Genomic DNA, 13,312 nt, shown 5'->3' on the forward strand with positions numbered 1-13,312 from the left:
CTCTCAAATCTCAAATCCCCCCAAGCCCACTGTCACACCCCCCGCGCCGAACGAGCCCAACCCCTCCCTCGCTCCAACCCCCAACCCGCCGACTCCCAATCGGCAGCCCCCAACTCCCACCCCGCACCCCTCAACCCCCTCTCAAATCTCAAATCCCCCCGCCCCGTCCCAACCTTCGCCCGCCGCCGCGCCGCCGCCAGGCATAAGACTAATAAGGCGTATATAGGCTCTATATAACTCTTTTAGGTGCTATGCCCTGGGGCCCGACGGCGCCCCCCGCGCCCCCCGAACGCGCCCACGGGCCTGAACCGGACGGGTGTGCCTGACCGTCCTATGTCTTATCCGCCGGATGTACCCACGGTGTCCGGTAGGCCCGCTTGAGCAGGCGGTTGGCTTCGTCATCCCCGACCACCTGTCCTTTGGCGGCGTCCCAGGCCAGTGTGCGCCCGACTCTCATGGCGATGTTGGCCAGGATGCAGGAAGCGGTGGAAATGTGGCCCTCCTCGATGTCGGCCACGGGTTTGCCGTGTGTGGCGATGGCGTTCAAGAAGTCCTTCATGTGCAACCGAGTGGCCGGCGCGGCGTTCAACTCGATGTCCTTCTCGGTCAGATCCTCCGGGTATTGCTCGCGCTCGTAGACCACGTCCTTGTGGATGCTGGGCTCGTTCTTGCCCGCAGGATAAAAGTCATAGCTCATGGTGCTGGCCTTGAGGGTGCCGTCGTCGCCGTAAATGATCAAGGCCCACGGGTACTTGGGATCAGGAGCGTGCCCCCAGGTACGGTGCGTCCAGACGACGTTCAGACCGTCGTACTCAAACGTGGCGGTCTGAGTGTCGCTGATGTTGGACTTGCCGTCCTTTTGGACGAGGATGCCGCCGGCGGACGAGACGCGCTTCGGCCAACCCAGGCCGAGCATCCAGCGGACGGTGTCCAACATGTGGATGCACATGTCCCCGACGATGCCGTTGCCGTATTCCATGAAGGTTCGCCACCAACGGCGGTGGGGAATGCCGTCGTACGGCCGCAGGGGCGCGGGTCCGGTCCACATCTCGTAATCGAGGTAGTCCGGCACGGGCTGCACCGGCGGGTTGCCGTTCGCTCGCATGTGGAAATAGCAACACACCTCCACGTGACCAACCTTGCCCAGAAGGCCGGCCTCTACGACGTTCTTCTTGCAGTCGATCAGGTGCGGCGTGCTCTTACGCTGGGTGCCGACCTGGACGACGCGGCCCTGCTTACGCGCGGCTGCGACCATTGCCGCCCCTTCGGCCACGTCGACGCTGATCGGCTTCTGGACGTAGACATGAGCCCCGGCTTCGACCGCCGCGATCATGGTCAGGGCGTGCCAGTGATCGGGCGTGCCGATCAGAACGATGTCCAGATCCTTTTCTTTGAGCATTTCGCGATAGTCGCCGTAGGTGCGAGGCCGTTTCTTCGAGGCCTGACGGGCGGCGACGAGGTCCGCCGCTTCCGCGAGCAGCCTCTTGTCGACGTCGCACAACGAGACGACCTCGACCGGGGCAACCTGGATGAGCCGGAAAAGATCGGACTTGCCGTACCAGCCGGTGCCAATGAGCCCCACGCGTAAGGGTTTTTGTTCCGCGCCCTGGACGAAGTAACCGCCGAAGGCGGATGTGATCGATCCGACTACGCCGGCCTTGAGCAACTCGCGACGATTCATGTCAAGTCCTCTCTATACCGTAATGGGCGGCAGTGTTACCGGCAGAACACGCTGGATCGGCGGCTTGTGGCTCTCCAGGTCCTGCAGCACCTTGGACGGAATCGCCTCGTCGAGCTTGAGAACCATGAGAGCCGTGTTGTCCCGCCGAGAGAGCATCATGTCGGCGATGTTGATCCCGTTCTTGCCGAAGACGGTGCCTACCAGGCCGATCACGCCGGGTTGGTCGTCGTTGAAGATCAGAACCATGGGGCCTTCGGGTTTCAGGTTCATCTGATAGCCGTTTATCGCCATGATCCTGGGTTTGCCGTCAAGGAAGACCTCCCCGGTCACCTCGTGGGCGCCGTCCCGCGTCTTCACCTCCACGGTGACGCTGTCCGTCACGGCGCTGGCTGTCAGGTCGGCCGTCTGCTCAAGCTTGATACCGCGCTCTTTCACGAAGCTGTCTACGTTGATCATGTTCAGCCGCGAGGTGAAATGGGGGCTGAGCACGTCAATGAGTATCTGCTTCTGAATGGTGCCCAGCAGAGGCTCCAAAGACTCGCCGTGGGTGGTGACGCTCACCGTCTCGATCACTCCCGAACCGACGTGCGATAGGATCGCCCCCATTCGCTGGGCGAGGTCCAGATAGGCCTTGTCGCGAGCGGTGAGCTGCGGCGGCAAGCCGGCCACGTTACAGGCCCAGCGGATTTCACCTTTGAGCAGATAGTTGAGCAGAATCTCAACCGCGTCGAGGGTTACCTGCAACTGTGCCTCTTCCGTCGAAGCCCCGAGGTGGGGGGACAGTACCGTGTTTGGAGCCGTCAGCAGCGGGTTGTCGGGTGCCGGCGGCTCCGTCGTATAGACGTCGATGGCCGCCCCGGCCACATGACCGCTCTTGAGGGCCTCGGCCAGATCTGCGTCATTGATCACGCCGCCGCGGGAGCTGTTGATGATCCGCACCCCCTTCTTCATTTTGGCGATGTTCTCTTTGTTGATCATCTGCCTCGTTTCGTCACTGAGCTTGGTATGAAGGGTGAGGTAATCGGCCTTGGCGAAGACCTCCTCCCGCGTGCGGCAAAGAATGACTTGTCCGTCCAACGCTGTTTCCCCGGAGAAAAACGGGTCGTACGCAATGACCTTCATATCGAAGGCCAAAGCCCGGCGAGCCACCGCGCTGCCCACGCGCCCCAAGCCGATGATTCCCAGCGTCTTGCCGGCCAACTGTGTTCCGGTGAGAGCCTTGCGATCCCATTTCTTCTCGCGGACGTGGGCATCAGCCTTGGGAACATGGCGGGACAGAGCCAGCATCAGGGCCATGGTCTGCTCGGCCGTACTCACGGTGTTGGCATCCGGCGTGTTCATCACCAGGATACCGGCCCTCGTGGCCGCCTGGAGATCCACGTTATCAACACCGACGCCCGCGCGTGCGATCACCCGCAGCTTGCCCGGGTTGGCCAAGACTTTGGCGGTGATCTTGACGCCCGAGCGGATGATCATGCCGTCGTACTCGCCGACGATGGCGGCGAGTTCATCTTCCTTCAGCCCGGTCTTGACGTCGGCTTCGATGCCGCTGGTTTCCTGGATCTTCTTCATGCCTTCCTTCGCGAGAGGATCGGCAACAAGGATCTTGATCATGTAAGTGTCACCTCTTTCGTTCATTTCGTTCGAGACAAGAACCGTGTCAGGCGAGCATTCTAGCGAGATTCCCGTCCGCGTCACGTGCCGGCCCCCTTGTGCCCCAAAGGCGACCGATTACCATTTGTTCACTCGGAGAGATTGACGCCGGAGCAGCAAGGAGACGAAGTGAACCTGAACGCAGAGCCTGTGAAAGTCGCTGGCGGCTTCAAGTTTTGCGAGGGGCCGGCATTCGATCCGAAAGGCCGCCTGTGGGTCGTCAATCTTCACGGTGGCTTTATCTCCAGAGTCACCATGAGCGGTAAGAAAACCCGGGTGGCCGAGACGCCGGGTCCCAACGGCGGGCAATTCGACGCCGACGGCCATTACATCTGCTGTGAGTGCAAGCGGAAGGCGATTGTCCGGGTTTCACCTGAGGGCATTATTTCAGCCCTTACTGAATCTTATGAGGGTCACCCGTTTAATGGGCCCAATGATGTGGCCATTGACGCCGACGGCGGCTTCTATTTCACGGACCCGGATGGCAGCTCGCTCGAAAACCGGATCGGGGCGGTCTACTACGTCCGGCCCGACCGGACCATTCTGCAGGTCGACTCCGGCCTCGCGTATCCGAACGGGATCAACATCACGGTCGACCGCTCGGCCGTCCTCGTGGCCGAGACGCTGACACACCGGGTCTACCGCTACCGGCGGCGGCCTGACGGAACGCTCGGGAGTCGCCACGTCTTCTGTCAGCTTTCGGGCGGAGTGGGACCGGACGGCATGTGTTTTGACCAAGACGGCAATCTGTACGTGGCCTGGTATGGCTCAGCCTGTGTCTACGTGGTTGATCCGTCCGGCAGGCCGATCGGCCGGCTCGTGACTCCCGGAGACAACCCGACCAACTGCTGTTTCGGTCCGCCGGGATCGAAGTACGCGGCTTCTCTGTTCGTCACGGAAACCGTGACAAACGCAGTCTGGCGGTACGACATCGGCGTCCCGGGCATGCCGTTGCATCACTTGGCGGTGGCCAGCGAGTAATCGGTCGTTCTTCGTCACGGGCGTGTTTTGACGCGCATATCCGCTCCGCCGATCCGCAGGCCGGCAGGTTTTCTGGCGCCATTCCTGATCGAACGTTGAGAACCAAGTGATGCCCGGTACAATGTGCCACGCTTGGAGTCTTGTTTGAGCGGACGGCTGTCAGGTTGAGTTCTTGGAACTTGCCGGCGAGGGTGTGTCAGTGCCTCGACGATACGAGTACGGCTTCATCGGCGCGGGAAACATGGCCGAGGGGATCATCTCCGCCGCGGTCGGGAACCGGCTTTTCAAGAGCAGCCGGCTTGCAGTCTATGACCCGGCTGAGCAGCGAAGAGAACTGATGGTTCAGAAGTTCGGTGTCGCGGCGGTCCGGGACAGCTTTCAATTGGTGGCGGAGGCTCAACGCATCGTCCTCGCGGTGAAGCCTCAGAGCTTCGCCGAGGCCATCACGCCGCTCGCGGATCATGTGCGGCAGGATCAGCTCATCGTCAGCATCATGGCCGGCGTCAGTACCGGTCGGGTGGAGTCCCTCTTTCCGCAGATCAACCTTCGGGTGGTCCGGGTGATGCCCAACCTGCCGATTCTTGTCGGCGCGGGCGTGGCAGGCGTCTGTCCGGGTCGTTTTGCGACTGCTCAAGACGTGGCCGATGTGCAGGCGCTGTTCGATGCCGGCGGGGCGAGCGTAGTGGTGAAGGACGAGTCGCTGATTGACGCGGTCACGGCTATATCGGGTTCGGGGCCGGCCTATTTCTATTATTTCGTGGAAGCCATGGTTGCCGGAGGGGTGGCCTGCGGGCTGAGCGAGGCAGAGGCCCTCAAGCTGGCCGCGCACACATGCCTGGGAGCTGCGAGGATGATGCTGGAGACCGGCGAGCCGCCGGCCGAGCTTCGACGCAAGGTGACCAGCAAGGGCGGCACGACCCAGGCGGCACTCGATGCCATGAATGCCGCCGGAGTGGACAAGGCCATTCGCGAGGCCGTGCTGGCAGCCTTCGATCGGGCGAAGGAGTTGGGAAAGAATTAGCGTGACACCGAGGCCGTCAGCTTCCGGCTCTTGGCTGATAGTACTGCGTCCATAACTCGCTGCGATTGCGAAGGAGTGACCATGAAGAGCGTCGCCAAAACCTCTCTGATCGGGTCCGTCTTGTTGATCTTCTTGGCCGCGACCGGCTGTGCCCAGCCCAAGTGCAAGGTGCAGCGATTCGGGGCGGTGATCGGCGTGAAGAAGGAGGCCATCCCCGAGTACAAGCGGCTGCATGCCGATACCTGGCCCAGCGTTCTGCAGGTCATTCGCGAGTGCAACATCCGCAACTACTCGATCTTTCTGAAGGAGGTCGAGAAGGACAAGTGGTACTTGTTCGCCTACTACGAATACACCGGCGAGGATATCAAGGCCGACATGGAGAAGATGAAGACCTACAAGGCCATGCAGGACTGGTGGAAACTGACCGACCCGTTGCAGGAGCCGCTGCCGATTCGTGAGAAGGGCGAATGGTGGGCTGTCGGCGAAGAGGTATTCCACACGGATTGACATGAGAGGCGGGGGTGGGAGAGCAAGGGGCGGCGCGCCGGAGGGCCAGACACGGCAATTGAAGATTGCAGATCTGAGATCTGAGATTTGAGATTTCAGATGCCGTGAGACCTGCACCGCCCCGTCGTGCAGAGAGGCAGGGGTGATCTCCAGGACAGGTCGGGAGACGTTTGATGCTTGCGTTGCAGTTGGCGATCAAGGGCCTCGATCTGGCCATTATCATCGTCTACTTCGTGGTGATCATCGGCATCGGCTGCCTGGCCGGGCTATATCGCCGTCGCGCGTCGGAGGGTAAGAACTACTTCCTCGCCGGCGGGACGCTGACCTGGCCGATCATCGGCCTGGCATTGTTCTCGACAAACATCTCGACCATCCACCTGGTCAGCCAGGCACAAGTGGGCTACCTCAGCGGACTGGCCTACGGCAGCTTTGAATGGATGGCCCCATTCACGCTGATCTGCCTGGCGATGTTCTTTGCTCCCTTCTACCTTCGATCGGGCGTGACCACACTGCCCGACTTCCTGGAGAAACGGTACAGCCGGGCGAGTCGCAACTGGCTTGCGCTTCTGTCGATGATCTCGGCAATATTCATTCACATCGGTTTTTCGCTGTACACCGGCGCGCTGGTGCTCAACAAGATGTTCGGCATTGACACGATGCAGAGCGTCATCGCCATCTGTCTGCTCACCGGGTTGTACACGATCATCGGCGGGCTGCTGGCGGTCGTGCTGACCGAATCGCTGCAGACCATCATTCTGTTGTGCGGAGCCATCGCCATCACCTTGATCGGCCTGACGAAGGCCGGGGGCTGGAGCGGCATGGCCTCCAGCGTCGATCCGGTGTATCTGAACGTGATGCGGACGGCGGAGCAGTTGCCCGAACTGCCGTGGTATGCGGTGCTGCTCGGGTATCCGGTGATCGGGCTGTGGTACTGGTGTGCCGACCAGACCATCGTTCAGCGCGTCCTGGGGGCCAAGAACGAAAACCATGCCCGTGTCGGGCCGCTGTTCGCCGGTTTCATCAAGATCCTGCCGGTATTCATCTTCGTGATGCCGGGGACGATCGGCCTGGCGCTGATTCACCAGAACAAGATGCCTGCGCTGCCGGTGGCGGCGGCGCAGGAAGAGAGCGGAGCGGCTTCGCGACCTCTGACGACGGCGGAGCAGAGGGTGTACGACCATCTGACGAAGATCAGCGCGGGGCCAGACAAGGCTGTCAGCAGAGAAGATCTCAGCAAGGCCGTCGATCTGACCAAGGCGGAGATTGACGGGGCGGTGGCCGGCCTGACCGAACTGAAACTGGTGAGGGACAAGTCCGAGGACATCTACGCCCACATGATTCAGCACCTGCTTCCGACGGGGCTCAAGGGCATCGTTGCGGCGGCGCTGCTGGCAGCACTGATGAGCACCGTTTCGGGGGCTCTCAACTCCATTGCCACGCTCTTCTGCTACGACATCTACCGGCAGTGGCGTCCACAGGTCTCGGACCACAAACTGGTGACACTGGGGCGCGTGGTGACGTTCGTTGCGATGGTTCTGTCGATTCTGTGGACGCCGTACATTGCGCGGTTTGAGAACATCTATAAAGGGGCCAATTCGCTGATCTGTTACATTGCCCCGCCGATCACGGTGGTGTTTCTGTGGGGCGTATTCTGGCGCCGGGCATCGGCAAAGGGGGCGTTCGCCACGCTGGTTGCTGGTTCGGTGCTGGGCCTGACGGTATTCCTGCTCGAATGGTTCAAGGACTACACTGGTTGGTCGTTGAACTTCATGATGGCCGCGTTTTATCTGTTTGTCGTGTGTTCCGTGGTTCTGGTGGTTGTCTCGCTGCTGCGGCCTCAGCCGGCCGATCATCCCGGCAATGCCCTGGTGTGGAAGCACCCGCTCGAGGCTCTCCAGGGTGAGGCCTGGCGCGGGATCGGCAACTACAAGTTCCTGGCCGGGCTGCTGTTTATCACCATGGTTGCTCTGTATATCATCTTCGGCTGACGCGGCGGAATTCGGTTCTCGCGCCGTCAGATGGGAGTGAAAATGAGATTTGCGGCTGCATTGTCGGTGTTGGCGGCGGGCTTGCTGGTTCTCGGGTGCGGCAAGTCCGATTCGCCTGAAGCGGGCGGCAAGACTTCCGGACTGCGGTTCGCGGTGATTCCCAAGGGGCTGACCCACGAGCACTGGAAGGCCGTGGAGGCCGGGGCGAAAAAGGCCGCCACCGAGGTCGGCAACGTCGAAATCATCTACAAATCGGCGCCCAAGGAGGATGACACCCAGCTTCAGATCAACCTGGTCGAGAGCTTCGTCAGCTCTCGCGTGGACGGGATCATCCTGGCCCCCCTGAGTGATCAGGCGCTGGTACGCCCCGTGCGGCTGGCGGTCCAGGCGAAGATTCCGGTGATCATCTTTGACTCGCCGCTGGCCGGGCAGGTCGGCAAGGATTTCGTCTGCTACATCGGGACGGACAATTACCGGGCCGGGACCTTGGCCGGTCAGCGACTGGGCGAGGTCATGGAGGGCAAGGGGACTGTTCTCTTGCTGCGTTACGCCGAAAGCTCGGCCAGTACCCGCGAACGTGAGCAGGGCTTCCTCGACGCCCTGAAGAAGGATTTCGCCGACATTGCCGTGATCGACCCGCCGCAGTATGCGGGGGCGGACGTCAACAGCGGCAAGAAGGCCGCCGAGAACATGATCACTGCCCACCTCGGCAAGTTCGAGGGCGTGTTCTGTCCGAACGAAACCAGCGCCGCCGGCATGCTGATCGCCCTGGAGGATCGTCAGCTTGCGGGCAAGGCTCGGTTCGTGGGCTTCGACGCCAACCCCCGCGTGATCGCGGGCCTGAGGGATCGCAAGCTCGACGGCGTGGTTCTGCAGGACCCCTTCAAGATGGGCTATCAAAGCGTCAAACAGATGCTCGACCATCTCGCGGGCAAACCGGTGCCGCCCAGCACCGACACCGGGGCGGCCGTGGCGACGCCTGAGAACGTGGACAGCCCGGAGATCTATCGGTTACTCCACCCGCTTGAAGCTGCCGTTTCGCGGGGATCGTGAGGGTGACGGTGTTCATGGTCGCATCGCGTTCCAGAACGGCCTTCAACGTGGGCGTCATCCTCGATTTCTGGGCCAGGCACAAATGGGTGACTCCGGTCGTCGGGCTGCTCGGGGTGGTCGTCTTTTTCGCCCTCAAGTCCGACAATTTTGCCTTTCTCGGGTCCGACAACATGCGAATCGTTGCAGCCCAGACGGTCCAGGTTGGGGTCTGCGCCATCGGCATGACCTTCATCATGATCGGCGGGGGCATCGACCTGAGCGTGGGGTCGGTGATGGCACTGGCGGCGGTGACTACGGCGCTGACCTTGAAGGCCGGCTACTCGTGCCCGACGGCGGTGCTTGTAGCGATGATGACCGGCGCGTTGTGCGGTCTGGCTAATGCCTTACTGATTACAGGGCTGCGAATTGTGCCCTTTATCGCCACGCTGGGGACACTGAGCGCTATCCGCGGCCTGACGCGGCGGCTGGCCGACAACCAGGTCGTCCGCCCACCGAACGAGGCGGAAAGCCTGGTCAGCTTCGTTCAGCCTCTGGGTTCATCCACTTGGCTGGCCCCCGCAATCTGGATGACGTTGGCTCTTGGCGTCGCGGCGGCGGTGGTGCTCAACTGGACGGCTTTCGGACGGCGGACCTTCGCTTTGGGCTCAAACGAGTTGGCCGCCAGGCTGAGCGGCATACGCGTGAATCGTCAGAAGGTGTATCTGTACACGCTTGGGGGGCTCTTCGCAGGTTTGGCGGGACTGCTCGCCTTTGCGAACATGCGAGAGGGCGATCCGACGGCCTCGGCGGGCATCGAGCTGCAGGTGATCGCCGCGGTCGTTGTGGGCGGCGGCTCGCTGATGGGCGGTCAGGGCAGCATCCTGGGCACCCTGGTGGGCGCGTTCATGCTGACCAGTTTGGTGAACGGCTGCACCCTCGCCGGCTGGGAGAACTATGTCCAGGAAATCGCGATCGGGGCGATCATTGTCATGGCGGTGGCTCTCGATTATTTCCGCAGACGGCGTTTGACCGAAAGGTGAGACTGTGAACATCGGCCCAATGGTCATCGTTCCGCGCGGACGGTCACCAGCTTGAACGGTTTCATCTCGATCTGGACGGAACGGTCTTTGACGGACAGAGGTGATCCCTGTCGTTCGAGCAGGTTGACGGCCTGGGCTTTGGCGAAGCCCTCAGGTATCTGCAGGTCGGCGGTTTCGCCGCGCCCGGCGTATTCGTAGAGCCGGACGATCAGGGCGTCGCCGTCTTCGGCTCGCTTGACCGCGCTGATCATCGTTCCCTTGGCTGACAGACCGAGTCCCATCGAGGGCACCGCCGCAGTGCAGTCTGCCACGGTCGGAAGTGGGGCGTTGTAACTCCAAGCGGCCTGCGTGACGCCGCTGTCCTGCCATGGTCCCTTGAAAGGCAACATCGCCAGCCGGAATTCGTGCTTTCCGGCGTCGCGCATCCCGTCGAACAGCGGCATGCGATAGAACTGCGGCTCGTGCAGGCACCAGGGCGAGCCCGGGCTGCGCAGCAGCGACACCAGCACCGTGCCGTCTTCGATTCGATAACTGCACTCGCCCCGGTTGATGATCGCCGCGCGGGTGTCCTCGCTGGCAGGTGCGGCCCAGTGAATCGCGGGCCAGTCGCCGTTGACACCATTGGCCTCGTAGGTCGGTTCGTACCGACCTCGCCGGACGGTGCCGTACGGAATCTCGTAATCACCGTCGTCACCATGAGCGGTGGTAGGAAAGGCGATGCGAATCCGGCGGTTGTAGGTATCCCAATCGACTTGCGTGACAAACTCGACGTAGGGTAACCCATCGCGCAGAAGCACGCGCTGCTTCCAGGTGAGCCACACAACTTCGAAGTCGCTGGGATTGCCGGGATGCTCGCCCTCAAAGATGATCTCGCAACCACCGGGGACCCGCCGTACCGCGGATCGTCGGGTCAGCGGGCTGAGTCGCTCGCGGTGATGATCGGCTCGACGCGTGGCCCAGGGGTCGCCGTAGTCGTGTTCGAGGATCAACTCGCCGGAGTAGAACATCCCGGGCCTGATGAGTTCATCGCCGGTTGATTTGTCGACGATGCTGGTGATTCCGTGTTCGTCGGATGTGATTCGAAATCGCTCATTCTCGATCGAGTCGCCTTCGAGAGTCTCGACCGCGGGTGGCTGGGCAGCCGGAGACAGGCGAATGCCGCGAGACCCCAGCAAGGGGACATCACGACCGAGGGTGTGGATCACGGCCGTGTCGTCCTGCCGCCGGTCAACGCCGTATACCGGCAACGGGCCCTGGTCGTCACAAGCGGTTGCCCATTCCGTCGGCCAGCCGGCGATTTCGACGCTTACCGGGGCGGTGCGTGCCCAACTGAGCGTATTGAAGATGGTTGCCGGTCGGTCCTGGCCGTTTTGGGCCGATCGCTTGGTTATCGCATGAGCGGCACGGGCGGTGAACGCCTGGGTGTCGGCATCGAGCCAGTCGTAGAGGTTCATCAACTCGGCGTAGGCGGCATCGATGTGCGTTGCGGTGATCGCGTCGTGAAAGTGTGTGAAAACCAGCGAACGCCACGTGTCAGCGAGCAGGTCGGTCGGGTACTGTTCGCCGCGCAGCCACGCCCAGGCCGCCAGGGTCTCGGCGGCCAGAAGGGCGTGTTCGGCCCGGCGATTTCGCTGTTTGAGCTTGATGCGCGTCACCCAGCAGCCGGCCGACGACAGGGCAATGTCGGGATCAGCGGCTACGTGCTCGGGCGGAGGATTGTCGACGGCCTCCAGCTCAGCCGCGACGTGCGGCAGCAGGTCCTGGTAGATACCGAAACGATACTCGATGCCGTTCGCATTTACGGCCCGCTCAGCCACCTGCTTTTCAAGGTCCATGCATGGCAGCGTTTCCTCGCCGCCCAAGCTGATCAGACCGAATGGTTCCTTGCCGGTGTCTTCGAGCCAACTGGTCAACTCCACGCGGACGTTCTGATCGAAACCGCGGTCCTGGCAGGCCTCGCAGCCCTTGCCCTTGCAGGCGTCGCACGGTGCCAGTTTGACGCTTGTGCCGAGCAATAGCCTGGCCTGCGGTGCCCGCACATACAGCGTCGAACCATCCAGACCTCGCCAGTAGTCGCCGGTCGGAGTCCTGTAACTCAGGAAGGGCAACCAGCGGATTTCGCATTGACGGAAGATCTGCGGGATCTGAGCCGATGAGCCGAAACCGTCATTCCGGCAGCCGATGTTGACCGGGATGCCCAACGTCTTTTCCACCCACAGGATGCCGTAGAGAAGATTGCGGACAAGCGACTCGCCGAGGGGCATGTTGGCGTCGGGAATCACCTCGCCGCCGGCCAGGACTTCACATCGTTTTTCACGGGCCAGCCGTTTGAGCGTGCCGTAGTGTTCGGGGTGCCGCTCCAGGTACTTGCGAAGCGAGACGGTCTGCTCGAGCACGAATGCCGTCTTTCCTCGTTCGGCCGTCTTGATCCAGTCGCTGATAATTGCTTCTTGCAGATCGGCGTAACTGGCGAAGGTCCGACCCTCGCACTCGAACCGGTGGTCCCAGCAGCGTCGCCAGATCGGGTCCAAGTGGTTCATCTGGATGAGGTAGATCGGCTTGAGCTGTCTGTGCATGTCTCGATCTCACTGTGACAGCCGGAAGCATGCAGCCGAGTTGAGAGAGATGAACCGACGGTAGTGGTGGATCTCAACCGGGCTCAGGCCGAGGCTTGCCGTGAGGTGGAGCAGATCCGAGGTCCGGATCGCACCGCCGAGCTTCGGGCGGGTGCGAAAGCATTTCTGGGCGAAAACCTGGGCCCAGTAGGTCAGGCAGGCCCGGTCGTAGAAGGACATGATGACGTACTTTCGAGCCACGCGGGCGGCCTGCTGGAGAACAGTACGGCGATCGTCCCACGAGCGAAGGTGATGAAAGATCCGCCAGAGGATCATGATGTCCACACTGTTGTCAGGGAACGGAGGATGCGCCAGATCGCAGCAGATATTGCCCAAGGAGTGGTCGTTGGGGCCGTGGGTCCGGGCCTGAGCAAGCATGGCCGTCGAGCGGTCGGCCCGAATCAGCCGGTGGCCGCATTGGCGGACCAACTCATTGAATCGCCCCGTCCCGCAGGGGAAGTCCAGAACGGTGGCCCCGGGGGCGCACAGGGAGAGCCACTTTCCGACCAGCTTCTGCTCGATGTCATAGTGCTTGTAGCGGTCCGGACGGCGGGAGACCACATAGCGGGCTGCCTGCTCGTCGGACATCCAGTCCTTGGCATATCGGCCGAGGCCGCCGGGGGCATCGGTGAGGGCCGATGAATCTTCTGTTGTCTGGCTGTTGGTTCGGCTCATGGTCATGGTCCGCCCCGACGGGCCCTTCTGGCAGGCCAATTGGGGAAGAGGTATTGTAACACAAGGGCAGGCGGTGTGCATTGGGATACGATAGCAGTTTTGGAGTCGCGGAATCGGAG

The 13,312-nt window shown here is 62.0% G+C and carries 10 protein-coding genes; 6 read left to right on the forward strand and 4 right to left on the reverse strand.

The genetic code is table 11. The annotated features are described in order from the left end of the window. Positions 1 to 331 precede the first annotated feature (331 nt). Positions 332 to 1,681 carry a Gfo/Idh/MocA family oxidoreductase gene (locus tag PLL20_06530; GenBank protein ID HPD29631.1) on the reverse strand — a complete coding sequence of 450 codons (1,350 nt, stop codon included), beginning with the start codon at positions 1,679 to 1,681 and terminating at the stop codon, positions 332 to 334. A gap of 12 nt (positions 1,682 to 1,693) precedes the next feature. Beyond that, entirely contained in the window at positions 1,694 to 3,295 is a 1,602-nt protein-coding gene (gene serA / locus PLL20_06535) for a phosphoglycerate dehydrogenase (protein HPD29632.1), read from the reverse strand. A 168-nt stretch (positions 3,296 to 3,463) separates the two neighbouring features. Between serA and PLL20_06540 the strand changes: the two genes are divergently transcribed. The 6 genes from PLL20_06540 (at position 3,464) to PLL20_06565 (ending at position 9,903) form a co-directional block, all read left to right on the forward strand. After that, on the forward strand, positions 3,464 to 4,315 hold the full coding sequence (locus tag PLL20_06540) for an SMP-30/gluconolactonase/LRE family protein (protein HPD29633.1): 852 nt from the start codon (positions 3,464 to 3,466) through the stop codon (positions 4,313 to 4,315). A 199-nt stretch (positions 4,316 to 4,514) separates the two neighbouring features. Beyond that, positions 4,515 to 5,336 carry a pyrroline-5-carboxylate reductase gene (gene proC / locus PLL20_06545; GenBank protein ID HPD29634.1) on the forward strand — a complete coding sequence of 274 codons (822 nt, stop codon included), beginning with the start codon at positions 4,515 to 4,517 and terminating at the stop codon, positions 5,334 to 5,336. Positions 5,337 to 5,504: 168 nt separating this feature from the next. Beyond that, entirely contained in the window at positions 5,505 to 5,843 is a 339-nt protein-coding gene (locus tag PLL20_06550) for an L-rhamnose mutarotase (GenBank protein HPD29635.1), read from the forward strand. A 173-nt stretch (positions 5,844 to 6,016) separates the two neighbouring features. After that, positions 6,017 to 7,831: a sodium/solute symporter gene (locus PLL20_06555; GenBank protein HPD29636.1), complete on the forward strand. Its 1,815-nt coding sequence runs from the start codon at positions 6,017 to 6,019 to the stop codon at positions 7,829 to 7,831. 42 nt (positions 7,832 to 7,873) lie between these two features. Beyond that, entirely contained in the window at positions 7,874 to 8,884 is a 1,011-nt protein-coding gene (locus PLL20_06560) for a substrate-binding domain-containing protein (GenBank protein ID HPD29637.1), read from the forward strand. Positions 8,885 to 8,898: 14 nt separating this feature from the next. Then, entirely contained in the window at positions 8,899 to 9,903 is a 1,005-nt protein-coding gene (locus tag PLL20_06565) for an ABC transporter permease (protein ID HPD29638.1), read from the forward strand. Positions 9,904 to 9,926: 23 nt separating this feature from the next. On the opposite strand, the gene PLL20_06570 is transcribed toward PLL20_06565, so the two are convergent. Together PLL20_06570 and PLL20_06575 are read right to left on the reverse strand one after the other, a co-directional pair. Then, the gene (locus PLL20_06570; GenBank protein ID HPD29639.1) at positions 9,927 to 12,479 is read right to left on the reverse strand and encodes a glycoside hydrolase family 38 C-terminal domain-containing protein; all 2,553 of its coding nucleotides are present in this window, start codon (positions 12,477 to 12,479) and stop codon (positions 9,927 to 9,929) included. A gap of 9 nt (positions 12,480 to 12,488) precedes the next feature. Then, complete coding sequence (locus PLL20_06575; GenBank protein HPD29640.1) at positions 12,489 to 13,193, reverse strand: class I SAM-dependent methyltransferase; 705 nt, start codon at positions 13,191 to 13,193, stop codon at positions 12,489 to 12,491. Between the last annotated feature and the right edge of the window lie 119 nt (positions 13,194 to 13,312).

The organism is Phycisphaerae bacterium (assembly GCA_035384605.1).
Lineage (GTDB): Bacteria > Planctomycetota > Phycisphaerae > UBA1845 > PWPN01 > JAUCQB01.